This is a genomic window from Haloferax marinum, assembly GCF_009674625.1.
Lineage (GTDB): Archaea > Halobacteriota > Halobacteria > Halobacteriales > Haloferacaceae > Haloferax > Haloferax marinum.
Genome location: NZ_WKJQ01000001.1, coordinates 2165585 through 2189126 on the forward strand (window position 1 = coordinate 2165585; position 23542 = coordinate 2189126).

Annotated in this window: 26 protein-coding genes; 12 read left to right on the plus strand and 14 right to left on the minus strand. The window is 61.1% G+C overall.

Going from position 1 to position 23542, the window contains the following annotated elements; all coding sequences use genetic code 11:
* Positions 1 to 116 precede the first annotated feature (116 nt).
* Together GJR99_RS10985 and GJR99_RS10990 are read left to right on the plus strand one after the other, a co-directional pair.
* The gene (locus GJR99_RS10985; protein ID WP_151112095.1) at positions 117 to 614 is read left to right on the plus strand and encodes a DUF367 family protein; all 498 of its coding nucleotides are present in this window, start codon (positions 117 to 119) and stop codon (positions 612 to 614) included.
* Between the two features lie 200 nt (positions 615 to 814).
* Positions 815 to 2110 carry a TIGR00341 family protein gene (locus GJR99_RS10990; RefSeq protein ID WP_151112097.1) on the plus strand — a complete coding sequence of 432 codons (1296 nt, stop codon included), beginning with the start codon at positions 815 to 817 and terminating at the stop codon, positions 2108 to 2110.
* Between the two features lie 43 nt (positions 2111 to 2153).
* Here the strand turns inward: GJR99_RS10990 and GJR99_RS10995 are convergent, their stop codons facing one another.
* A complete protein-coding gene (locus tag GJR99_RS10995; RefSeq protein WP_151112099.1) occupies positions 2154 to 2516 on the minus strand; it encodes a DUF5518 domain-containing protein in 363 nt (120 codons plus the stop codon).
* A 145-nt stretch (positions 2517 to 2661) separates the two neighbouring features.
* On the opposite strand from GJR99_RS10995, the gene GJR99_RS11000 reads away from it, so the two are divergent.
* Together GJR99_RS11000 and GJR99_RS11005 are read left to right on the plus strand one after the other, a co-directional pair.
* On the plus strand, positions 2662 to 3639 hold the full coding sequence (locus GJR99_RS11000; protein WP_151112101.1) for an NOG1 family protein: 978 nt from the start codon (positions 2662 to 2664) through the stop codon (positions 3637 to 3639).
* 122 nt (positions 3640 to 3761) lie between these two features.
* Positions 3762 to 5525, plus strand: coding sequence for a hybrid sensor histidine kinase/response regulator (locus GJR99_RS11005; protein ID WP_151112103.1), 1764 nt, complete (start codon positions 3762 to 3764; stop codon positions 5523 to 5525).
* Between the two features lie 24 nt (positions 5526 to 5549).
* Here GJR99_RS11005 and GJR99_RS11010 read toward each other — a convergent pair whose 3' ends face one another.
* The 3 genes from GJR99_RS11010 to GJR99_RS11020 form a co-directional block, all read right to left on the minus strand.
* Positions 5550 to 6287: an SIMPL domain-containing protein gene (locus tag GJR99_RS11010; RefSeq protein WP_151112105.1), complete on the minus strand. Its 738-nt coding sequence runs from the start codon at positions 6285 to 6287 to the stop codon at positions 5550 to 5552.
* A 105-nt stretch (positions 6288 to 6392) separates the two neighbouring features.
* Complete coding sequence (locus GJR99_RS11015) at positions 6393 to 7697, minus strand: TIGR00341 family protein (RefSeq protein ID WP_151113937.1); 1305 nt, start codon at positions 7695 to 7697, stop codon at positions 6393 to 6395.
* Positions 7698 to 7746: 49 nt separating this feature from the next.
* Positions 7747 to 8460 carry a 5-formyltetrahydrofolate cyclo-ligase gene (locus GJR99_RS11020; protein ID WP_151112107.1) on the minus strand — a complete coding sequence of 238 codons (714 nt, stop codon included), beginning with the start codon at positions 8458 to 8460 and terminating at the stop codon, positions 7747 to 7749.
* Between the two features lie 144 nt (positions 8461 to 8604).
* Between GJR99_RS11020 and GJR99_RS11025 the strand changes: the two genes are divergently transcribed.
* Entirely contained in the window at positions 8605 to 9090 is a 486-nt protein-coding gene (locus GJR99_RS11025; protein WP_151112109.1) for a GNAT family N-acetyltransferase, read from the plus strand.
* Between the two features lie 20 nt (positions 9091 to 9110).
* On the opposite strand, the gene GJR99_RS11030 is transcribed toward GJR99_RS11025, so the two are convergent.
* Positions 9111 to 9773 carry a helix-turn-helix domain-containing protein gene (locus GJR99_RS11030; RefSeq protein WP_151112111.1) on the minus strand — a complete coding sequence of 221 codons (663 nt, stop codon included), beginning with the start codon at positions 9771 to 9773 and terminating at the stop codon, positions 9111 to 9113.
* A 400-nt stretch (positions 9774 to 10173) separates the two neighbouring features.
* On the opposite strand from GJR99_RS11030, the gene GJR99_RS11035 reads away from it, so the two are divergent.
* Positions 10174 to 10503 carry a DUF7344 domain-containing protein gene (locus GJR99_RS11035; protein ID WP_151112113.1) on the plus strand — a complete coding sequence of 110 codons (330 nt, stop codon included), beginning with the start codon at positions 10174 to 10176 and terminating at the stop codon, positions 10501 to 10503.
* A gap of 190 nt (positions 10504 to 10693) precedes the next feature.
* Positions 10694 to 11311: a GTP-binding protein EngB gene (engB, locus tag GJR99_RS11040; protein ID WP_151112115.1), complete on the plus strand. Its 618-nt coding sequence runs from the start codon at positions 10694 to 10696 to the stop codon at positions 11309 to 11311.
* 91 nt (positions 11312 to 11402) lie between these two features.
* Here the strand turns inward: engB and ddh are convergent, their stop codons facing one another.
* From ddh to GJR99_RS11055, 3 genes are all read right to left on the minus strand, one after another.
* Entirely contained in the window at positions 11403 to 12329 is a 927-nt protein-coding gene (gene ddh / locus GJR99_RS11045; RefSeq protein ID WP_151112117.1) for a D-2-hydroxyacid dehydrogenase, read from the minus strand.
* Between the two features lie 155 nt (positions 12330 to 12484).
* The gene (locus GJR99_RS11050; RefSeq protein WP_151112119.1) at positions 12485 to 13255 is read right to left on the minus strand and encodes a DUF3179 domain-containing (seleno)protein; all 771 of its coding nucleotides are present in this window, start codon (positions 13253 to 13255) and stop codon (positions 12485 to 12487) included.
* 193 nt (positions 13256 to 13448) lie between these two features.
* Positions 13449 to 14327 carry a TrmB family transcriptional regulator gene (locus GJR99_RS11055; protein WP_151112121.1) on the minus strand — a complete coding sequence of 293 codons (879 nt, stop codon included), beginning with the start codon at positions 14325 to 14327 and terminating at the stop codon, positions 13449 to 13451.
* 166 nt (positions 14328 to 14493) lie between these two features.
* Between GJR99_RS11055 and GJR99_RS11060 the strand changes: the two genes are divergently transcribed.
* Positions 14494 to 14850, plus strand: coding sequence for a DUF7344 domain-containing protein (locus GJR99_RS11060; RefSeq protein ID WP_151112123.1), 357 nt, complete (start codon positions 14494 to 14496; stop codon positions 14848 to 14850).
* A gap of 73 nt (positions 14851 to 14923) precedes the next feature.
* Here GJR99_RS11060 and GJR99_RS11065 read toward each other — a convergent pair whose 3' ends face one another.
* Positions 14924 to 16258 (minus strand): aspartate aminotransferase family protein, encoded by a 1335-nt coding sequence (locus GJR99_RS11065; protein WP_151112125.1) that lies wholly within the window; start codon positions 16256 to 16258, stop codon positions 14924 to 14926.
* A gap of 211 nt (positions 16259 to 16469) precedes the next feature.
* Here GJR99_RS11065 and GJR99_RS11070 point away from each other — a divergent pair, with 211 nt between their 5' ends.
* Positions 16470 to 16961 (plus strand): Lrp/AsnC family transcriptional regulator, encoded by a 492-nt coding sequence (locus GJR99_RS11070; RefSeq protein ID WP_151112127.1) that lies wholly within the window; start codon positions 16470 to 16472, stop codon positions 16959 to 16961.
* Between the two features lie 215 nt (positions 16962 to 17176).
* Here GJR99_RS11070 and GJR99_RS11075 read toward each other — a convergent pair whose 3' ends face one another.
* The 4 genes from GJR99_RS11075 to GJR99_RS11090 form a co-directional block, all read right to left on the minus strand.
* Entirely contained in the window at positions 17177 to 17839 is a 663-nt protein-coding gene (locus GJR99_RS11075) for a cupredoxin domain-containing protein (protein WP_225317616.1), read from the minus strand.
* A 144-nt stretch (positions 17840 to 17983) separates the two neighbouring features.
* Positions 17984 to 18514 (minus strand): hypothetical protein, encoded by a 531-nt coding sequence (locus GJR99_RS11080; protein WP_151112129.1) that lies wholly within the window; start codon positions 18512 to 18514, stop codon positions 17984 to 17986.
* 223 nt (positions 18515 to 18737) lie between these two features.
* Positions 18738 to 19448, minus strand: coding sequence for a helix-turn-helix transcriptional regulator (locus GJR99_RS11085; RefSeq protein ID WP_151112131.1), 711 nt, complete (start codon positions 19446 to 19448; stop codon positions 18738 to 18740).
* 109 nt (positions 19449 to 19557) lie between these two features.
* Positions 19558 to 20823 carry an NUDIX domain-containing protein gene (locus GJR99_RS11090; RefSeq protein WP_151112133.1) on the minus strand — a complete coding sequence of 422 codons (1266 nt, stop codon included), beginning with the start codon at positions 20821 to 20823 and terminating at the stop codon, positions 19558 to 19560.
* Between the two features lie 60 nt (positions 20824 to 20883).
* On the opposite strand from GJR99_RS11090, the gene GJR99_RS11095 reads away from it, so the two are divergent.
* From GJR99_RS11095 to GJR99_RS11105, 3 genes are all read left to right on the plus strand, one after another.
* The gene (locus GJR99_RS11095) at positions 20884 to 21378 is read left to right on the plus strand and encodes a metallophosphoesterase family protein (protein WP_151112135.1); all 495 of its coding nucleotides are present in this window, start codon (positions 20884 to 20886) and stop codon (positions 21376 to 21378) included.
* A gap of 155 nt (positions 21379 to 21533) precedes the next feature.
* Entirely contained in the window at positions 21534 to 22289 is a 756-nt protein-coding gene (locus tag GJR99_RS11100; protein WP_151112137.1) for a coenzyme F420-0:L-glutamate ligase, read from the plus strand.
* Between the two features lie 59 nt (positions 22290 to 22348).
* Complete coding sequence (locus GJR99_RS11105) at positions 22349 to 23329, plus strand: 5,10-methylenetetrahydromethanopterin reductase (protein ID WP_151112139.1); 981 nt, start codon at positions 22349 to 22351, stop codon at positions 23327 to 23329.
* On the opposite strand, the gene GJR99_RS11110 is transcribed toward GJR99_RS11105, so the two are convergent.
* A complete protein-coding gene (locus GJR99_RS11110) occupies positions 23289 to 23525 on the minus strand; it encodes a hypothetical protein (RefSeq protein ID WP_151112141.1) in 237 nt (78 codons plus the stop codon). The genes GJR99_RS11105 and GJR99_RS11110 overlap by 41 nt on opposite strands.
* Positions 23526 to 23542 lie beyond the last annotated feature (17 nt).

Genomic DNA, 23542 nt, shown 5'->3' on the forward strand with positions numbered 1-23542 from the left:
GGTATATCGTCTTCTAGCTAGAAGAATCCGACGCCGAATTCGATTTCCGTGTCTCTTCGACCCGCGGGACTGCCTGCCTTCGGGACGCTTTTCTCTCGGACCCGCGTACGCCGGGTGTGGACCTGCACGTTCGATACGAGGGTGACGACGACCCGAAGAAGTGCACGGCGAAGAAACTCGAACGGTTCGACATGGCGGCCCTCCACGGGTCGGACCGGGCGACTCCCTACGGCGTCGTGCTCAACCCGCACGCGGAGACGGCACTCTCGCCTGCCGACAAAGACACCGGCGCGCTCGTCGCGCTCGACTGCTCGTGGGAGTCCGCCGAGGAGGCGATGTTCTCCCTCCCCGGCGAACACCGCGCGCTCCCGTACCTCGTCGCCGCCAACCCGGTCAACTTCGGGCGACCGATGCAACTGACGACTGTCGAAGCCCTCGCGGCGGCGCTCGTCATCTTCGGCGAGAAACCGCAGGCCGAAGCGATTCTCTCGAAGTTCCGTTGGGGGCACACCTTCCTCGAACTCAACGAAGAACCGCTTCGGCGCTACTCGGAGTGTGAGAACTCGACCGAAGTCGTCGAGATTCAGCGTGAGTATCTCGAACGCGGGGAGTGAAGCAACCGCCTAGTCTACGCTGTTTTGCCCTGTCGAACCTCTCAGATACGACAGGGATGGCGTGTTGAATACAGCAGGTGAACCGAGCCGAGTTGTCTGAGTGCGAGTTACGAGCGGTTGGTCGAATATATCTACGAAGCTGAATTTAACCCTCAGAGACGTGTAGGAAATTCTATCGCTTTCTGAGACGTATGTCTGTCATGCGAATTGTTCAGGTTTTGATACCGAACGGAACACAAAAAGCAGTACTCGCTGCCCTCGACGCCGAGGAAATCGACTACGCAGTCTGGGAAGAGACGGGGCGTGGCGACTTCGAGGCAGTGGTCTCGTTTCCCATCCCCGAGAGTGGTGTCGAACCCATACTCGAGAAACTCGAAACGGCCGGTATCCACGAGGACGCATACACTATCGTCATGGCGACCGAGACCGTCATCTCCCGACGACTCCCGAAACTGGAGAAGCGCTACAAGGGGTTACGTATCTCTCGTGAAGAACTCGTCGCCAGAGCGGAAGACCTCGCTCCGGCACGGTCGACGTACGTCGCCTTCCTCGTGTTGAGTACCATCATCGCCACCGCAGGCCTCCTCTTGGACTCGGCGGCGACTATCATCGGTGCGATGGTCGTCGCGCCGTTGATGGGACCGGCGATTACAGCGAGCGTCGGAACCGTCCTCGGGAACAACCGACTCGCTACTCGTGGCGTGATATTTCAGGTGTTCGGACTGGCGCTGGCTATCGCCGTTGGGGCCGTCATGGGCTGGATTCTGAAGGACACGTTGTTGCTCCCACCAGAGCTCGACATCCGGACGATTCCACAGGTCGCCGAACGCACGAGTCCGACGTTCCTCGCATTGGTCCTCGCGCTGGGGTCGGGCATCGCCGGTGCCATCAGTGTCATGCGCAACGCAGGGTCAGCGCTCGTCGGCGTCGCCATCGCCGTCGCGCTCGTACCGCCCGCCGCCACCGCGGGATTGGGCATCGCGTGGGGGTACGACTACGTCGCCATCGCTGCCGGCACGCTCGTGTTGGTCAACTTGCTCGCTATCAACCTCTCGGCGCTCATCATCTTCTATCTCGCTGGCTACCGCCCCGTCAACGACCCCGAGTTCGACCAGCGAACGATTCGTCGGAGCGTTCTCAAGCGCCTCGGCGTCATCGTCGTCGGCATCCTCCTCCTCTCGGTGGTTCTCGGAGGGGTTACCGTCCTCGAGTACGTGAGCAACGCGGTCGACCGCAACCTCCAGACTGAAGCAGAGGCGATGCTTGGTGAACCGGAGTACGAAGGACTGAACTACGAGGAGACGTTGACCGAGTTCGACTACGTCCGGTATATCACCGATGGCGGTTACGAGATGGAGATTCTCGTCGGGGTCGAGGAGGGAACGACGGTTCCACCGGACCTCGCCCAACGTCTCGACGACCGTCTGACTACAGCGACCCAGTACGAGGAACTCACCGTCCGCGTCGCGTTCCTCGACGAACAGGTCTCCGAGTGAGCCGATTCGTTACGTGAGTTGTGGACGTCCAAAGTTACGTTCGTCACCCTTTCACCCACGCACCGACTGCGCCGGCGAGTGCGCTGTCGATGGCGAAGATGAGCGTCAGGACGACGCCGAGGACGAACACGCCGAGACCGCCGAAGAGCCCGCCCAGCGGTCCGCCAGCGAGTCCGACGACCCCACCGAGGAGCGCCGCAAAGAGGCTCACGACGATACCCGAAATCGACCCCGCGACGAGGCCGTTCCACGCACCGTTGCCGAGTGACCCGCCAGCGAGATAGCCGGTGGCGAACCCCCCGATGAGGCCGGCACCAATCTGCCCGACGATGGGGATAGCGAGTCCACCGGCACCGACGACGAGCATGACGACGAACCCGACGCCGACCGCTTTCCAGTCAGTCATACACCGAGATACTGCGGCATCGTGTAAGAACCTCGTGGCGAATGTGGGCCGAACCGTGTGGGTACGTTGCACGCCAAATTCACCTCACGAGACGCCGAAACCCAAACGAACGCGCTTTTACGGCTTGACCGTGTAGCCGGGTGCAATGATTTTCGAGTCTCTCCCGACCACGCCCCGGTCGGACGAACTCATCGACAAGGCCTTTTCGCGGGCCGCACGTTCGGGGCGAGCGAAGCAGAACAAGTTGGAGGCTCAGCAGTCGATGCTCCAGACGGCGTCGAACATCCTCTCGGACAACCTCGAGAACGTCGTCGTCGAGTGGCCCGACTTCGAGACGGTCGACCCCTTCTACTACGAACTCGCCGACGCGATCGTCGACGTCGACGAGGTTCGAAAGAGCCTCTCGGAGATTATGTGGGCCTCGCGGCAAGTCGACAACATCGCTCGTGAGTACCAGCCGAAACTCCGCAAGACCGACGCCGACCTCGCTCGCAAACACCGCAAGCAGGCGTTCGCCCGCATGGCCAGCGTCGTCGAAGAAGTCGAAGACGACCTGCTCCGTATCGGTGAGGCCCGCGACGCCCTGAAGGGACTGCCAGACATCCGCCCCGACGAACCCGCTATCGTCGTCGCAGGCTACCCCAACGTCGGCAAATCGTCGTTCGTCAACGACGTCACCCGCGCGTCGAACGAGATTGCGCGCTACCCCTTCACCACGAAGGGCGTCCAAATCGGGCACTTCGACCGCGAGCGCATCCGCTACCAGATTATCGACACGCCGGGGCTCCTCGACCGACCCGAAGACGAGCGAAACGACATCGAGCGACAGGCCGTCAGCGCCCTCGAACACCTCGCAGACGCCGTCATCTTCGTCGCAGACGCCAGCGGCGAGTGTGGCTACCCCATCGAATCGCAACTCGAACTCCGCGACGCGGTGAAAGCGCGATTCGAAGAGCGGAACATCCCGGTCCTCACCGTCTGCAACAAGAGTGACCGCTCGACCGACATGGAGGCCGACCTCTACATGAGCGTCGAGACGGGCGAAAACGTCGATGCCGTCCTCGACGCCGCCGCGGACGCCATCGGGTTCTCACCCGACATCCCGCCGTCGCGCAACGAGTAACCTCGTTTCGAGGTCTCGTCGTCTCACGGCAATCTACGTCGATAGTTTCAGCAGTGAGAACTGGGTGCGGACCATTATTATCTCCCTTCACACAGGTGGACGGTAACTAACTGAGAGACAGTATGAACGAACTGATACGCGTCCTCCATCTCGACGACAAGCCAGCGTTCGCAGAACTCACGGCGACGTTTCTCGAACGAGAAGAGAACTGCCTCACCGTCGAAACCGAACACTCTGCGAGTGACGGTCTCGACCGACTGCGCGAGGGAGACATCCATTGTGTCGTCTCGGACTACGACATGCCCACTCAGGATGGTATCGAGTTTCTGAGAACCGTTAGACGAGAGTTTCCATCTCTGCCGTTCATTCTCTTTACAGGCAAAGGCTCTGAGGAAGTCGCGAGCGAGGCAATCACGGAGGGCGTGACAGACTATCTCCAGAAGGGAGCCGGCACAAGCCAGTACGAGATATTGGCTAACCGTATCATCAACTCCGTCGAACAACGCCGAGCACGGGACGCCGTCGCTGAGACCGAACAACGACTCCAGTCTCTCACAGAGAACACGAACGACATCCTTTGGATGTTCACCGGCGATTGGAGCGAGCTGCTGTTCGTCAACTCTCCGTACGAAGAGATTTGGGGCGGGTCTATCGACGACCTTCGAGTGAATCCACTCTCGTTTATGCAGAACATCCACCCTGACGACAGGGAACTGGTGAGACAGTCTATGGAACAACTCTCCGCTGGAGAACCTGTCGAAGAAGAGTACCGGGTGAACGCCGACGAAGACTTTGGACGCTGGGTCTGGATTCAAGCCGAACCAGTCTTCGACGACGATGGTGAGGTGTCTCAAGTTGTTGGCTTTGCTCGGGACGTCACCGACCGAACTGAGCACAAACACGAACTCCAACGCTACGAATCGATGGTCGAAGCCTCGGGCGACCCAATCTATACACTCGACAGTGAGGGTCGATTTACCACTGTGAACACCGCATTCGTCGAGCTGACGGGCTACTCTGCCGAGTCGCTCATCGGCAACCATGCTTCGGAGGTCATGGACGACGCGCACGTCGCGAGGGGAGAACAACTCATCAAATCGTTGCTGTCGTCTTCGAAAGACAACGGGACGTTCGAACTGACACTCGTCACGGCTACAGGTGAGCGCATTGCGTGCGAAAACCACCTCGCATTGCTCCCGTTCGTGGGTGACTTCCGAGGCACTGTTGGTGTTCTTCGAGATATCTCAGAGCGCGTCACACAGGCACAACACCTCAGAGACGAGCGCGACCTCCTCGACGAGTTCGCGAGCGTGGTGAGCCACGATTTGCGGAGCCCATTGGCGGTGGCTTCGGGGAGGCTTGCCTTGGCCCAAGAGGAGTGCGACAGCGACCACCTCGACACTGTCGAGCGTGCCCACGACCGAATCGAAGGACTCGTTCGAGACCTCCTCACACTTGCTCAAGAGGGTGATGGAATCGGCGAGACTGAGCCAGTCGAACTCGCTGAAACCGCGACCCGAAGTTGGGAAACTGTCGCGATGGGCGACGCTACGATAGCCATCGAAACAGAGCAAACGGTCGAAGCCGATGTGGGCCGACTCCAGCAACTGTTAGAGAACCTCTTCCGAAACGCGATTCAACACGGCAGTGACGATGTCACGGTTACGGTTGGCGACGTCGAGGGTGGTTTCTACGTGCAAGACGATGGCCCCGGCATTCCGAACGAACTAGGATGCCAGATTTTCGACGCCGGCTACACGACCTCACCTGACGGCTCTGGACTCGGTCTGAATATCGTTCGAGAAGTGGCCTGCGCACACGGGTGGGAGGTCAGACTTTCGCCGACTTCCGGTGACGGCGCTCGGTTCGAGATTACTGGCTGTTGAGTAATCGAGACGGGAGAGTTGAGATTATTCAGCCGTGTAGACCATCTGGACCGTCGCCGAGACGGTCACCGGACCGGGCGTGAGTTCGGTCGGTGCACCGGCACTGGTTCGAGCGGCGTCTTCAGCGTACGCGACTGGGTAGGGGCCGGGTGAGTACCCACCGCCGACAGTGGCAGTGTGGACACCGGTAATCCGCAGGTCGGAGGCGGCGGCGACGGTTTCGGCGTCGGCCTCCGCCGACTCGACGGCGTTGGTCAGGGCCTCACTGCGGAGTTCGGCGCGCTTCTCGTCGGTGAGCGTGAAGAACACGCCGCGAATCTCGTCAGCACCAGCGCCGACGGACAGGTCGATGACCTCACCGGCACGGTCGGGGGCGACTTCGACGCTGAGACTGTGGATTGCGCGGTAGCCCACGAGTTCGCGCTTCTCACCACCGTAGTTGTACTCGGGGTAGATGTGGAACCCGGTACTCTGAATGGCGTCTTCGGAGATGCCGGCGTCGGTGAGGGCGTCGCGGACTGCTGCAACGTCGTCGGCGACGACACCGCGGGCCTCGTCAGCGGAGTCTGCCGTGTGGGTCACTGCGACGTTGACGATGGCGAGGTCTGATTCGGCGGTGACCTCACCGGTGCCAGTCGTCGAGATGGTCGTCGCGTCTGTTCCAGTGTCGCTTCCGGACGTCGTCTGGAGGGGTGCAGAGAGACAGCCAGCGAGCAACACGAGACTCGCGATGAGTAGCGGTGCGATAAGTCGTCGTTTCATACCTCTAGGAGGGCAGATGAGATATTCAATCCGCGCTAGAGACAAAGAGCGACTGTACCCTTCCAGTCGGGCGATTCGGGGGTAACCCGACAGACTCTGGAGGGGTTAGTCGACGACGGCGATGTACCGAACTTCCACCGTTATCTCGTCTGCTCCCCAGGGCGAAAGCGGGTCGGGAGCGACCGAGTTCACCCGCTCTGCAAGCACCGCTTGAACCTGTGGAGGGTCTTCCTGTGGGTCGTATCCGACGGTGACGACGACGTGTTCGGGTTCCTGTACCGGGCCGGAGTCGAACTCGATGTCCAGCGCCAACAGTTCCGCATCCGAGTCCGCCAGCACGTCTTCGATGGCGTCCTGCGCGTCGCTCTGGAACCCTGCGTTCCGGTACGTCGTGAACGTGACCGCACCGAGGAACGACGACAGCACGAGGAGTCCAACGCCGAGAACGACGATACGGTACGCAGTGGTCCGTCGAGCCTCACTCTGCCGGAACCACTTCTCTGGCCGGTAGCCTTGCTCCCAGAGGACGCCGATAGCGACGAAGTTCACAGAGAGGATGTTCACGAGGACGAGAATCGCCGACCCGACGACTGATTCGGGTGCGCCCCACGCGATGCCGATACCGACGACGGCCGTCGGTGGAACCAACGCGGCGGCAATCATGACGCCCACGAGAGCCGTCGAAACACCCGACGAGAGTGAGATAGCGCCTGCGGCTCCGGCCCCCAACGCGATGACCAACGAGAGAACGTCTGGTGAGAGTCGCTCACCGACTTCGGGAATTCGCAGTACTTCCGAGACCGAAAGCGGAACGGTACCGCTCTCTTTGAGGATGAAGGCGAACACGGCGGCGGCACCGACGGCCAAGAGACCGCCGAGCGCCTGTAGACGGACACCTCTGACGAACATCTCGTCGTCGTCGACGACGGTTCCGACGCTGGCAGCCATCGCCGGACCGACGAGCGGTGCGATGACCATCGACCCGACGACGACTGCCGGCGAATCGAGGAGGAGTCCAGCGGTTGCGACGACCGCCGAGATGACAGTCATGACGACGTACGTCGGAAGCGACGGCGCGAGGTCGGCGGCCTTCGACGCCAACTCTTCGCGGGCGATTCGGTCGCCGTTCTCGTCGTCTTCCTCGTATTTCGCGACTAGTTCGTCGAACCGTCTGGACGCGACCGTTTCGGCGTTCATCACGACGGTGTAGGCGTCGCGTTCGATGCCCGCGTCTCGCAGTCGCGCCAAGACTGGTTCGACTGCTTCTTTCGGAACCGGAAAGGTGACGACGGCGACGAACCCCCGTCCCGAACTCTCGTCGGAGACGGCGTAATCGACGCCTTCCTCGTCGAGGGTTCGGAGGACCGTCTTTCGTTTCCCTGTCGGCACCAGCACCTGTACGAGTCGCACGCTCACACGTCGCTCCGGGCGGCCAAATAAGCAGGGGGCGTCTGGGTGGTTACTCGGGCCGAAGTCGCTGCAAGATGGGCATCTCTGCGACTCGTTCGTCCGAGAGGGCCGACCAGTCGATTCCGGACGGCCGCGAGTACGGCGTCTCGGTTCGAAGCGTCCGGTCGGGCGTGACCACGAGGTCCATCGGTACGTCGTGGTCGTCGGGTTCTGGGGCGTCGTCTCGAACCTGCAACTCGTGGACTGTCGTCGCAATCGTCGTCGATTCGTCGACGAGGGCCAGACCGTCTAAGATGGCGAACTCGAGGTCACTGAACCCCTCACCTTTACCGATTCGAGCACCCTGTTCGGTGACTGCGACCGACCCCGAGACGACGAGGTCGATAGACGGCACTTCGTCCGGGCCGACCATCTTGGCGTACGTCTCGACGTGCGATACGGTGGGTGCGCTGTCGAGGTTCTCGTCGTCGATGGTGGCAGGGTCCAACTCGTAGAAACACTTCTCGTCGCGGAGGCGTGGAACTGCCATGTAGACGGTCTTTCCCTCTCGAAGTGCTCGCCGTCTCACGGGAAGTTGTGGAGAATCCGGATTCGCTTTCACCGTGGACGCGTCGGCCCACTCCGGCGTCGCAGCGAGTCTGTCCGCCGCTGCCTTCGCGTCGGCGAAGTTGGGAATCCGGCCGTGGGGAGGGAATGGAAATCGGGCCGCTCCGCTCTCCTCGAGTTCGTCCCACACCGCGGTCCTGAGGTCTGCTTTGTTCATCGGTCGCTGTGGACACGTACTCGGAGTGGAAGGAATACTCTTCGCACCCCCGAAAAATAGATATTTTTCCGATTTCGAGTAAGACTTTTGTCCGTATGCTGAACGCGCGAAAGAATTTTGCAATAGCTACACGAATATCTGGGTATGTTCGTCCGGACTGCGAGAGAAACTGACGTATCAGACATCGCCCGCATATATACGAGCAGGTGGAACGACGTGGCGGGTGGTGCCATCTCGGTCGGTGGCGGCGGCTCTGTCAACGAAGCGCAGTTCGACGAGGAACGGCTCGTGCGGGTCGTACAGCAGACGGACGACTCTGGGTGGGTCGTCGCCGTCGACGACGACGAAGTCGTTGCGGCCGCTGGTGGTCAACTCGTCGGGGAGTCGTCTGGCGAGGTCGTTTCGCTCAACACCCATCCAGAGGTGAAGATGGTCGAGGCTGGGGCTGCGGTGCTGCAGACGATAACCGCACAACAGGTCGTCGCGGGCGCTCGTGAGCAGTACGCGACGTGTCTGGCAGACGACGAAGAGGCCCTGTCGTTCTACCGTTCACACGGATTCGAGGTCGTGTCTACCGACCCCGACACCGACGAGTCTGCGGGTGACGTTCGGCTCGTCAGGCGTATCTGAGACTGCCAGTCGACAGGGATTCAATCGAGGTCGGAAGCCGACCGAGACAAGAGCACTTTCCGGAGGACGGTGTCCGCACCCCGGCGAATTCGTTCTGAGGCCGCCTGCGGGCTGATTCCCAGTTCTTCTGCGACCCCTTTGAGCGTCGTTCGCCGTGGCACTTCGAAGTAGCCGCCAGAGACTGCTGCTACGAGAGCCTCTTGCTGTTGTGGTGTGATGTCGAACGTGTAGACGCCCGTCTCTTCTTCTGTGAGCGTGTAGATTCGTTCGACGTGGAAGTCGATTCCCTCCTCGTTGCTGAGGTTGTGAAACTCGGTGAGGCCAGCGTGGTCGTTGAACCGGAGGCGGAACACCCACGGACTGTTGCCGTGTGCTTCGAGGATGGTCGCTTCGCTCTCGGTGAGGATGGTCGTCAGACTCGAAACGGTGTCTCCCCAGTAGACGTGATAGAGAACTCGGTCGCCGACACGTGCGACTGCCTGTAGTTCTTCGACGATTCTGTTTTCTCGAACAGCTCGCTCGAAACTCTCGAAGTTCGAGCCTTTTGCCCAGAAAAACGGCATCACGTCGCCGCCAGTCGGAACGACACGCTCCAGTTCGATGTGCATATCGTCCGTCACGGCGGTCACTCGCCCGAGGTCGAAATCATCGGGCTTGATCGATAGTTCGACGATTACTGCCATTCATCGTCTTGTTCTCCGCACAGGACCTTAAACCGCGGTGTCAATTCTACAATTGGTTTTCCAAGCTACTCCCGGTGCCTGTGCTGTACTGGTCACCCCCACTTGAATGGCAGTAGCATGAAAGCACAATGAGAATAGAACTCTGCTAGACACTGTACTGTGGGGAAGTGAGTGTGACTACAAACAACCATCGACGATTGTACGCAACCAACCAGTGCCGTGGGGGCACGACTGCGTACAAAGATGTGTCGAACAGGACCGTCCAGAGACGGACCAAAGAGACGTTCGTGTCTCGACGGTTCGCTTCGAGACATCCGTCGGAATCCATCGACGGGCGTACTGCATCGGCGTCTTCCGAACGCCCGGAATCACCCATTTGGATGAAGTGGGGACGATGACGATGGCAGTGTCCGCTACCCCCCGCCTCGACGAGGCGCTCGACGCCCTCAGGAATGTCCGACGACGACGGTTGCTAAAGCAACTCCGTCACGGACACGTCGCACGCCTCGGTGGGGCGACGAAGGTCGTTGCAGATGGTGGTACCAACGACCACGATGAGCTGGAGGTGGAGCTGTTCCACCTTCATCTCCCGAAACTCGATAGTGCCGGGTACGTCTCGTGGAACCGCGAAGACGGTGCCATCGAGAAAGGTCCGCGGTTCGGGGAAATCGAACCAATGCTCGAACTGTTGGAGAACAACCCCAACGACCTACCCGACGCGTTCGTCTAGGGTGGAAACGACCTACCCGACACGTTCGTGCAGGGTGGAATATGGACGCGTGTTGAGACACGAGTTGGGACACTCCGTGGGGGAGTCCCCGTCTCGTGATACTCGTCTGATGCGCTCGGTCGAGTCGTAACTGCGAGTGTCGCCGAATCGGTTCCGTCTCTCTTATCTGTCGTGATACCGAACTCCGGGTATGTTCGAAGACCGACCGAATCGCGACGAAATCATTCTCGTCGGCCGGTCGAACGTGGGCAAGTCTACCCTGATGCGAGAACTGACGGGCCACAGCAAGTTCACGACGGGGAAGAAACCGGGTGTCACCCGCAAACCGAACCATTTCGACTGGACCGCAGAGAAGTTCATGTTCACCGACCTTCCGGGGTTCGGGTTCATGTCCGGTGTCGAAGCAGACACCCGTGAGGCGATCAAGACCGACATCGTCCGCTACATCGAAGAGAACGCCGACGACATCCTCGCGGCGGTCCTCGTCGTGGATGGAAAGAGCGTCGTCGACATCATCGACCGACACACCACCGACGACTCCATTCCGCACGACGTAGAGATGTTCTACTTCCTCGACGAACTCGAGATTCCGACCGTCGTCGCGGTGAACAAGATGGACAAAGTCGGCGACCGAGACGAACGACTGAACGAACTCTGTGACCGTCTCGGACTGTTCCCGCCGTGGAAACAGTGGCGGAACGTCATCGCCCCGATTACCGCAAAGCGCGGCGACATCTCGAACCTCGAAGACGCGCTCCGGACGCATCTCCACGAACAGGGCCGCGACGACCTGTTCAAGTTCGTCTGAACCGGCTTTTCTCACTCACCGCAGTTTCGCACCTCACCGCGTTCTTCGGTCGCCGCAGTTTCGCACCTCACTCACCGCAGTTGCGCCCGATTCAGACCACGCGGTTCGTGAGCGCCTCGTCGGCCGCGACGTGTTCGACGTTCTCCCGGACTAACTGGGCGATGTCTTCGTGATACTTGCTCGTGGCCGCAGCGACGTGTGGCGTGAGCACGACTTCGTCGAAATCCCACAGCGGCGACGATTCGGGGAGCGGTTCTTCCGTGAACGCGTCGATTGCGGCACCGGCAATCGTCTCGTTTTCGAGTGCCGTGACGAGGTCGTCTTCGTCGACGACAGGGCCGCGAGCGACGTTCACGAGGGAGGCGTCGTCACGCATCGCCTCGAACTCCGGTGCGGAAATCATCCCTTCTGTCTCCGTGGTCAACGGCGTCGCCAGCACGACGAACCGTGCGTCTTCGATAGCTTCGTGGAGACGGTCCGGCGTGTAGACCGACGAGACGTTCTCGACGGGGTCGCCTGACCGGCGAACGCCGACGACGTCCATGCCGAGAGCGGCGGCCCGGTCTACGACGCCCCGGCCCAGCGTCCCGAGTCCGACGACGCAAACCCGCTCGTCCTTCAGTGTGAACGGTTCTTCGTAGCGCGGGCGGGTCCACTCGTGGTCGTGTTGTGCGTCGCGATACACGTGGAGTCGGCGGGCGATGGTGAGGAGATAGCCGATGACCGTCTCACCGACCGTCGTCCCGTGGATTCCGGTGCTGTTGGTGAGATACGTGCCCGCTTCGTCGTAGACGCCGACTGGGAACTCGTCGTAGCCAGCGCGGACGCAGTGGACCCAGTCTGCGTCGATAAACGAGTCTCGGTGACCGAACGAGACGATGGCGTCGCCGGGGCCGAACTGTTCGTCTTCGTCGACGAGTTCGACCGGGACGTCGAGGTCAGAGAGCGCGTCGACGAGTCGCTGTGGTGGCATCGCGAGGCCGACCGATGGGTCTACTGCGAGACGTTCGAGGTGCATATCCACGGGTCACACTGATAGACGAAGGAACTTGCGCCCGCGTCCTGTCACCGATTTCGACGATACCATGCGACCCGTCAGCCACGCGAGCACGCCGGTCGTCGTGGACTCGACTGAGTAGGCCGCACCCGACTGAGTACACCCCACCCGACTGATTACGCCGTCTTCGACCACGGCGGCGGGAGTAGCGCGTCCGTCTCTGGATGCTCGGCACGCCACTCACCCCACGTCGTCACCGTCGAAGGGAGGATGCGCAACTGCTCGCCCGACTGCGACCCACAGATTGCTCTCGCCAGCAGTTGACTCCAGTAGCTTCCGGTCTGTTCGTCGTAGAGGACGAGATTCCCCGAGTTTCGGACGTCGGTCTCGCCGGACGTGGCCGACACGCCAAACGTCCGCCCGTCTTCGACGCTAGCGAAGCTATAAATGGCAGGAGGCTGCCAGAGATGCCCGGAGACCTGGAACAGCGCCTCGACGCCACCGACGCGTCGCGCTGCGACCATCCCCGACTGGCAGATTGGGCAGTAGGTCACGAGTACGGGGTCGCCGCCGAGGGTGTCGTTGACGACTTCGTGCCACCAGAGGATAGAAAGCGGATACGCACGGGCCGCACCCTGTCGCTCGACGCCGACGACGTAGGCGTCTGCAGAGAGGCCGGGGCCGACTTCGTAGCCGAAGCGGTACTTCTCTGCGACGGCCAACCCGCCCCAATCGGGACCGACTGCCGGTTCGAGAACTGCCTCGATGCCGATGAATGGGTTCGGAGGGTCGCCACAGACGGTCCCAGGAAAGCCGTGTGTGACCACTGGGTCCGGGTTATCGGGGGCCGGAAACCCGGCGATGGGTGGTCGAACGCTCCCCTCGATACAGCCCGCGAGACCGGCAGTCGCCCCCGTGAGAACTCCGAGGAAGGCCCGTCTGTCCATACGTCACGTGGGCGCGTCGGCGGGGAAACGACGTTGGGGTCGTGCGCCTGCTTCGCACGCCGACCCTGGAGAGTGGCATCTCTGAATCACTCATCTCTGAATTACACATCCCTGAATCTCTCATCTCAGAACCTCGTGTTCTCCACCGACACCGAGCGTCTTCGACACGCGGGGAGACCCAGAAAATTCACGATTACTCGTCGTGACCGTCCGCGTCTGGCCTGTCGTCCGTGTCTGGACTGGCTTCAGTCGGGTCGTCTGTCGTCTCGAGACTAGCTGTTCCTGTCTCGAACGCTTCACGGTCTTCTCCGAACTGGACGGCGAGAATGGTTCGAAGAACGACGACGAGGTTGTTCTTCGTCCCACGACCCCAGATTGCGACTTCTGCGGTCTCCCCGTCGCCCACTTGCTGTTCGACGCTTACGAGGGTAACCTCGTCGTTGACGAGCAAAATCCGAGAGATGTGCGACCTAGACCACGTCCAGAACGTTTCGACGACGGTCGAATCCGAGGGAACCGAATCGACGTCCTCTGTTTCGCTGTCGACGGCGGTAACGTAGACGTCTCTCTCTTTTTCTTTGGCTCTCACGAGCGCGTCGGTGATTTCGTCGGTCAGCAACGCCTCGTCACTCATCAGTATTATCTCACCCTTTGCGTCGTTGATGAACTCGACGACGCGACGGGTGATGTTCTTCGAACCGGTGACCGTCCAGACTCCAATCTGTTCTGTCTCCCGCCCTGTGGGATTCAGTTGGTTCAGCACGTCGGAGAGTTCTTGGGTCAGGTCTTCGTACCTCACGACGAACTTCCGGACAGTCGTCTCGTGAGAGACGGGAATGAACTCCTTCGGTGTTCCGTACCGGATGTCGACGAGTCCCATCTCGTGGAGGGATTCGACCGCGTCGTACACTCGGGACCGTGGCACTTCGACGACATCACTCACCTCACGTGCGCTCCCTCTCCCCAGACGGAGCAACCCCACAAACGTCCGGGCTTCGTAATCCGTCAACGAGAGGTCCGTCAAGAGCTCGACCGCTCTGTCCTCTGTTCGTTCGCGATCGAAAGACACCATGACAACGATACGTTGTGTTGGATATTCAATGTGAACGCACATTCGAACGGTAGTTGTGGACTCACGACGCTCAAAGAGACACTCTGGGTGTCTAGAACGAGAACCGCTGTTGTTACAACCGAAGTCTTACTACCCCCTTATCTGGCTAACGTTCGTTGTGCCAACTATGAGCACGAAGAGACCATCGAACCGGCACGACGTGTCTACCGATGAGATATTCGACGTCCTGGGAGAGAAACGCCGACGAACGCTTCTCACCGAACTCTGCTCTCATTCTGACTCTATCACGCTCTTTGCGCTCGCAGACAAACTCTCTCAGACCGACGCAAATCACGAGGAAACCATCGACGACGAGGTGCTGGTGACGTTACACCACGTCGACCTCCCGAAACTCGACGACGCTGGTCTCCTGACGTACGACTCGTCTCACCAAGTCGTGCGGTTCGATTCCGTCACCACGGACTTCGGTGCTGCGCTCGAAGACGTCGAGTTGGCACTCGACTCGATTCGTGACGCGTTGTAGAGTTGGTGCGGACGAAGCGGGTGCGTGTAGGCTGTTCTTCGTCTCAGCGGCCGCACCCTCCCGAACAGAACTCTTAGTTCAGGTGTTCGAGCGCAGTACGTAGTTCGGAGACAGCACGTTCGAGTTCGCTCCGCGTGATGGTCAGCGGTGGCTGGAACCGCATGACGTTCTTGTAGTAGCCACCGACACCCATCACGACGTTCGACTCCTCACGGAGCCGTTTGCTGACTGCTGCTGCGAGTTCGGAATCCGGCCGTGGAGAGACGTTTTGCGGTCCTGTCTCTTCAGGGTCGACGAGTTCGACACCCCACATCAAGCCGAGTCCACGGGTCTGTCCAACGACGTCGAACTCGTCTTCGAGCGCTTGGAGTTCAGTCGCGAGCCACTCGCCCTGTTCTCGTGCGTGTTCGACGATTCCTCCTTCGAGTTCGTCGATGGTCGCCAACGCGGCGGCACACGCGACGGGGTTGCCACCGAACGTCGAGAGGTGGTCGCCGGATTCGAATGCGTCTGCAATCTCTTTGGAGGCAGTGAACGCACCGAGTGGAAGCCCGTTTGCGATTCCTTTCGCTTGCGTCACGATGTCCGGTTCGACGTCGAAGTGGTTACTCGCGAACAGCTCACCTGTTCGCCCGTATCCGGTCTGAACCTCGTCGACGACGAGGAGCGCGTCGTGGTCGTGTGTAATCTCCTGAACCCGCTCGAGCCACCCTTCCGGCGGAACGACGATACCTGCCTCGCCCATCACCGGTTCGACGACGACTGCCGCGATGTCGCCACTGGTGTGGGAGCCGATGACTCGTTCTAACTCGTCGGCACAACTGGCGTCACACTGGTCGCCGTCGCACCGAGCACAGCGGTAGCCGTAGGGTGGCGCGGTGTGTGCAACGTCGTTGAGCGTCGGAGCCATTCCCTTCTTGTACGAGTTGTTGCCTGTCAGGGCGAGACTTCCCAGCGTGCGGCCGTGAAAGCCCATCTCGAGTGCGACGACTTCTTTCGACCCTGTGTACTTTCGCGCGAGTTTGATTGCCCCTTCGACAGCCTCTGTCCCCGAGTTACAGAAGAACGTCTTCTCTAAGTCGCCCGGTGTGATTTCGGCGATTCGCGCGGCCAGGTCGGCGACCGGTTCGTTTGGATGCACGTACGAACAGCCGTGGACGAACTCGTCGAGTTGTGCTTTCGCTGCCTCGACGACAGCCTCGTTACCGTGACCGACGTTCACCACCGAAATACCGGAGAAGACGTCGAGGTACTCGTTCCCGTCGAAATCTTCGAGCGTACAGCCTGCAGCCCGTTTCACTGGGACGTTGAGTGATTTCCAGATGGGCATTACGTGGTCGTCGTACGCCGACAGGACCGACGAATTTGAGACTGCATTCGGTCGTTCGCTTGGCTGTTGTTCAGACATTGAATTACTATCCAAACACAGTCCTAAATATCTTTTTTCTATATGGTTATAGTTCTACTATGGGTCAGGGTTGTAGACTCCCCCTCAGTCCGCTGTCGACTCACAGAACTGGACCGGGGTGTCTGTTGGCGAGTCGAACTGAGTTCACTATTCGACCGGTTTTGTGGCCCTCGTTCGAACAACGTAACTTCCTGCGGTACGTGCGGAGGCTATGGACGACCGCGACGCGCGTATTCTCAAGGCGATTGCGACACTCGGGACGGGAAGCCCAGAAGACATCTCTGAGTACACTGGGATTCCAAAGTCGACTGTTCACTACCGCATCAAGAACCTCAAAGAAGACGGGATTCTCATCAACGACCTTCTGGACGTCGACGCCCAGAAACTCGGACTCGAGATTACACTCGTCACGCAGGTCGTCGCAGAGTACAACGAAGCGTACCACGTCGAGGTCGGCGAGAAACTCGCAGCCATCGAAGGAGTGAACCAGGTGTACTTCACGATGGGCGAAAACGACTTCGTCGTCATCTCGAACCTCACAGACCGCGATATGGTCAGCCGTCTGGTCACCGACTTCGAGAAGATAGACGAGGTCGTCCGGACGAGTTCTCAGTTCGTCATCGAGACCATCAAAGACGAACCGAACCTCCTGAACGACTTCGAACTCGAGACGGTCACGGAGTTCACGCCGAAAGTCGAGTAATCTCGAGTACGACAGCGACTCCACTGCAGGCTCACGTCGGTCGAGTAACTCTCCGTGTACTGCACACTACGCGATAGCGCTGTTCGGTGTTTTCGTAAGTTGGTGGCTCGGATGAAATCCATCATCACAAGGGGCTAAGTGGGGGTAACTTTCTTCATCGCCACCGAGTTGACCTCAGATTTCGAGGCTGAAGAATCCACCTCATTGGAGCGGGGTCACTCGTCGTCGGAGAGTGCCGCAACGATCATCTCGTTGAGTTCGGCGATGCGTTCGCGGATAGCGCTGGGTAACGACTCCGGTGGGGCTGCCAGTGCTGGTTCCGTCTCCGGGTTTGGGTTCCCGACGATGACGCTTCCGATCATGCCCACGAACTCGTGCGGGATGCAGAAGTAGTGGTAGACGCCTTCTTTCTCGAAGGTGTGTTCGAACGTCGTCCCGTCTTCGGCGACGAACCCGCTATCCCACGAATCGACACCGTCGGGTGTGAGTCGTGGCCTGTCGTTTTCCGGTGAGTACGACGTCGTCGAGTGAATCCCGCTCTCTTTCGTCCAGGTGACCGTCCCACCGACGGTGACCCACGAGATGTGAGGTTGGAAGTGTTCTCCCGTACTCGAAGAGAGCATGGCGACGTCGGCGTGGTCTACCGGCCCCACGAGCGTTTCGTCGTGCATGTGGCCTTCCTCCTCGTGAGGGGTTTCGTCTTCGTGAATCTCGCCTTCGTCGTGAGGAGCTCCGTCTTCGTGGGGCATTTCGTCGTGGTGTTCGCCCTCGTCGTCGCCCTCTATGGCTGCCGCTTCCGTCGGCGTCCGTGTCGTCTCAGCACCACTCCCCTCGTCCGCCGTCGGTGGTGCGGTCGTGCAACCCGCAAGCCCGGTCACCGTCGCCGCTCCGGCAAAAATAATGAGGCGTCGTCGGTGTAGTTTGGTGTCGAGCATCTCGCTCACTTCTACAGAGATAGGTGCCGAATGGGAATAACAGATGCGTAAATCGGGGGCTGGGTCCCGAAACGAGCGTCTCTGCCGTTAGCAACCGTGGCCGGAGCCGTACATGCCGCCGGGACCGTAGGTACCGCCAGCACCGTACATACCGCCTTGACCGTACGTGCCGCCAGCACCGTACATACCGCCGGGACCGTACGCACCGCCGTGGCCGTACATGCCGCCGGGACCGTACATACCGCCGTGGCCGTACATACCGCCGTGGCCGTACATACCACCGGGACCGGCCGTCCCACCACGATAGACGCCGCTGGGACCAGCCGTCGTCGGTCCTCGGTGGTTGCGGTCAGCCATGAACTGGCCCATCTCTTCTGTGGTGACGCCCATGTGGGATTCCATCCACTCGACTGCGCCGGGTCCCATGTGCTGGGTCATGTGCGCCTCCATCCACTCGGTCCATTCGTCTGCGGTCCATTCGTCGGCGGTTCCGTCGTAGGGTGGCGCGTCGCCGACAGTCGAGCCGGTGCCGTGCGCGCTGACGACGGGCGCAGCGACCGCCAGTCCGACGACTGCGAGTGCCACTACGAACCAGCGTGCGATGTTGAAGGAAGTCATTGTCTTTCGCCTCATTCTCTCGTAGGGGGGCTCGGTGGTTATCTCTCTGGGTGTGAACAGACGTAGGAGAACGTTCGAGAACGTTTATAGAGGGATTTGAGCGTTTTTCAGGGAAGGAATCGTTCATCGCTCGTGAATTCTGCTGTTTCGGCTTCGACCACCTCGGTGACTGCCCGAGATGCGCCGTCTCGACGCTCTGGAAGGCAGAAAAACAGCGTGTCGGTCACTGGGCGTGATTCTGCGTCAGGTCGTCGCTCGGATAGATGCGGTAGGTGCGGCCCTGCTTCTCGCGGTACAACAGTCCACGTTTTTCGAGTTCGCTCACGGTCTGACTCACTTTACTCTTCGAGAAGTTCGACCTGTCTCGGAGTTCTATCTGTGTGATGCCGGGTGACGTCACCACTGGTTCGAGGACGCGGCGTTCGTCTTCGGGGAGGACGTCGAGTATCTGGGGCCGAGACAGTCTGTTCGAGGCGGTCGACGATTCGGCACCGGCCGCCGACTCCGCTGTCTCCGCTGTTTCCGTTGTCTCCGTTGCCTCCGTTGTCTCCGCTGTTTCCGTTGTCTCCGCTGTTTCCGTTGTCTCCGTTGCCCCCGTCTGCTCTTTCGTCTCGTCCACCCCTGTCGCTTCTGACGGTTTGGCAGTCTCGGTGGCATCACCGCCGGTGGGTTGCAAGCCTCCGTCTGCCGACGTGAGTTCGTCTCGGAACGCGAGATAGAGCCCACCGATAGCACCCGCGACGAGGACCGTCCCGAACACGTACCACAGTGGGTTGGTCCCGTGGACCCCGCTCATCGACGTCCCCATCATCGGCCCCATCATCCCGTCGACTGCGCGACTCTGCTGGTAGGTCTGCCAACTGAGCGCCCCGCCGAAGACGAGGATTGCCGCGACGACCAGACCGACCGCCGAGTCGGTACGCTTGCGGTTCATCGCCACCCCTCGCGAATGTCTAGACCACCGTTCATATGTTGGATTAGATGGGGTTCGTGGTACGTGTTTTGCTCGTTCTCACGAGCGTCGAGCGATGCTGTCGGTGAACTCATCGCTTTGGTTCTTCGCCGCGTCTGCGCTCGCCGACGGTGTCGTCCCACGTCGCGAGCGTAGCGTGTTCGTCTGCAACCGCCGTCACGTCGCCTGATTCGAGCACGCCGTCTTCGGTGACGACGCCCGTCACCAGGTCGGTGGGGACGACTTCGAAGAGTGGGTTTTGGGTTCTCACGGGTGCCTCACCGTCGTAGAGCGACTCTCCTTCCTCGCCGACGAACTCGTCGTCACCACGTATCTTGTCTCTCGCACAGACTGCAAAGACGGGGACGTCGGCGCGGTGAGCGGCGAGTGCGACGGGGAAGCTTCCGACTTTGTTGACGACTGCACCAGACGAGAGAACAGCGTCGGCACCCACCAAGACGGCGTCGCAGTCGCCGTCGCCGACGAGGCCGGGCAGAGCTGCGTCGGTGGTCAGTGTGGTGTCGATGCCGTGGGTGGCCACCTCCGCTGCGACCGAGATGCCTTCTGCGCCAGGTCGGGACTCCCCGACGAGGACCGCAGCAGTGGCCTCTTCGAGAGCAGCGAGGACGGTTCCGGACCGTGAGAGGGTGGCGACACGGTCGAATTTTCGGTTCCGAAGGAGGCGTGCTGCCTCCATCGCCGCCGCTTCGTCTGCGACGACTGCGTCGTCGATTGCCGTCTCGGCCCGTCGGCGCAGTGTCTCGATATTCCCGTCTGCGGCGGCCATCACTCTATTCACGCGATTGACGACGGCGGTCATGCTGGGGCGAGCGTCACGGAGTCGTCGTGCGAACGAGACCACCACTTCCCACGACTCCGCTTCGGCGGCAGCATCACGGAGAACCTCGAGTGCCCGAAGCGATATCCACGCCGACCCGTGCGTCTCGTCTTCGCGGACGGTGTCGACAGTCGGGGCCACGTGTCGGTAGGTCGCCCACAGTTCGGGAACCGTCTCTCGTTCGAGAATCGCCGTCGGGTGGGCCCACGCTACCTCTGCGAGTTCTTCGTTCGTGACGATGTCTCGGTCCCGTACGTCGAACAAAAACGGGTGGACGGTCCACTCGCGGTCTCCTTCGGTAATCGACAGTGGATGGCCCGCACAGGCGAGTGTTGCGTCCGTCACTCCCACCTCTTCTTTCAGTTCTCGACGAGCGTCGGCGACGGCGTCCGCTGGGTCTCCTTCGAGATATCCAGATACGCCTGCCCACGTTCCGGGGTAGCTTCCGACTTCGTCGCTCCGCCGGGTGAGCAGGATGCGCCCGCCGTGACGAAGAAACGCGGTTACGACGTGTGCCATACCGAGAATTACAGCTTCGACTGACAAAACGACTATCCAGACTGGGGGTGATAGAGTAGTATGCGACTCGCTATTTTGAGCGATACGCACGTCCCCTCCCGCGCTGGTTCGATACCCGAGTGGGTCGAAGACCAGGTTCGGAACGCTGACGTCGTGATCCATGCCGGCGATTACGACGCTCCAGAGACACTCGAACACCTCCGCGACATCTCTGCAGAGTTCGTCGGCGTGTGCGGAAACATCGACCCTCCAGAGATAAATCTCCCGTTCGTCGAGGTTGCCGAAGCAGATGGGGTGACGTTCGTCGTCACACACGGAACAGGAACGAGAACCGGCTACAGTGAACGTGTTGCTGACATCGTCAGAGACGCGGCAGGCGAAGACGCGATCGGCATCGCCGGCCACATCCACGAAGTCATCGACGAGGTATCGAACGGGGTTCGAATCTTGAATCCCGGAACCGCGACGGCCGCCAATGCCGGCGACGAAGCGACGATGATGGTCGCAACCGTCGAGAACGGCGACCTCTCGGTCGAAGTCGTCAACAGTACCTGACCGACTCATTCGGTGGGTACTGACCGACTCACTCGGAGCCGACTCGCTCGCCACCGACCCTGCCTTCCTCCCAGCGACGCACGTGACGACCTGCGATACCGGCCCGGTTCGCCAACACCCGGTCGTTTTTCACTGCTGTCGCCTTCCCGTCTCATATGGAGTTGTTTCCCGTCCCCGACGTCCCCGAGATACGCGAGGGCGACGACCTCGCGGCGCTCGTCTCGGAGCGCGTCGACCTTCGCCCTGACGACGTGGTCTGTGTCGCGTCCACGGTCGTCTCGAAGGCAGAAGGGCGGTTCGCCGACCTCGAAGCGTTCCCGGCCGGACCGCGGGCCCGCGAACTCGCCGCCCGACTCTCGGACCTGACCGGCGACGAGAAGGACCCACGGTTCGCGCAGGCGGTCTTAGAAGAGAGCGTCGACCTCGTGATGGACGAACCGTTCCTCCTCACGGAGACGCGGTTCGGCCACGTCGGCGTCAACGCCGGAATCGACCGGTCGAACGTTCCCGACCACGACCTGCTGTTGCTCCCGAAGCGACCCAGCGAGTCGGCCGAACGTATCCGCGAGGGTCTCGCTGCCGACCGGGTCATCGTCACCGACACCTGCGGCAGACCGTTCAGACACGGCCAGCGCGGCGTCGCCATCGGGTGGGCCGGGATGAGCGCGTCGAGAGACTGGCGCGGCGAATCCGACCGCGACGGACGCGAACTCGGCGTCACCGTCGAGAGCGTCGTGGACGAACTCGCGGCGGCGGCCAACCTCGTCCAGGGCGAAGGCGCAGACGGGACGCCGGTCGTCGTCGTCCGCGGATTCGAGTGGGGCGACCACGGCGAGAGCGACGCCCACTTTCGCGACGTCGACGGCGACTTCGTGCGGCAGGCACTCCGCGAGTGGTCGTACGACCCCTGAGACCTCGAACCGATTTTCAGACACCAACCTGAGACCTCGACCCAATTTTCACTACACCAATGCTCGGACTCGAACTCACCCCGGAACATCCGGTCGATAGACTCGTCGAACTGGGCACGCAGGCCGAACGCGAGGGCTACGACTCGCTTTTCGTCTCGTGTCACTACAACAACCGCGACCCCTTCGCGGTCCTCGCACGACTCGCCGCCGAGACGGACGACATCCGCCTCGGCCCCGGCGTCGCCAACCCCTACGAGATGCACCCCGTCACGCTCGCCGGCAAAGTTGCGACCGTCGCAGAGGCGTCCGGTGGTCGCGGCCTCCTCGGCATCGGCCCCGGTGACCCCTCGACACTCCGCAACCTCGGCCTCGCAGACCAGCGTGGCCTCCGCTCCGTCCTAGAGGCGTTCAAAGTCGCACAGGACCTCTGGGCCGGCGAGCGCGTCACCCACGACGGAACCTTCGAAGCCAACGACGCCGGTCTGAACTTCGACGTGCCCGGTGAGGTGCCGGTCTACGTCGGTGGAGAGGGGCCGCACATGTGTCGAATGGCGGGCAAACACGCAGACGGCCTGCTGTTCAACGGCTCACACCCAGACGACCTCGCGTGGGCCCGCGAGCAGGTCGATATGGGCCGCGAGGACCGTCCCGACGAACGCGGCGACTTCACACTCGCCGCCTACGCCAGCGTCTCCATCTCCGAAGACGCGGACGCTGCTCGAGAGGCCGCTCGCCCGCCAGTCGCGTTCATCACGGCAGGTGCGGCCCCGCCGGTCCTCGACAGACACGGTCTCGACGCCGACCTCGCCGGCGAAATCGGTGAGAAAATCTCTGCAGGCGCGTTCTCCGAGGCGTTCGGCCTCGTCACACCCGAGATGATAGACGCCTTCTCGATGGCCGGGACGCCCGACGACGTGACCGACCAGATGGCCGCAGTGCTCGACTATGCAGATGGCGTCGTGGTCGGGTCGCCAATCGGTCCCGACCTCGAAGAAGCGATTACTCTCGCTGCGAAGGCGTACCGCGAGAGCCAGGCGTAACGCCGATACCGAGTTCGGCGGCGAGTGCGCCGAGGGTCACGTAGGTGAACATCCCGACCGAGAGGACGATGAACGCACCGCCGACGAGCATGAGAAGCGGCGAGAGCGGGTCGTTCAGCGCCACGTCCACGAAGTTGATGACCAGTTCGACGACGCTCTGGAGGAGCGCGATGACGAAATCCGTGAGTGTAGGCATACGCGAGAATCGGGATT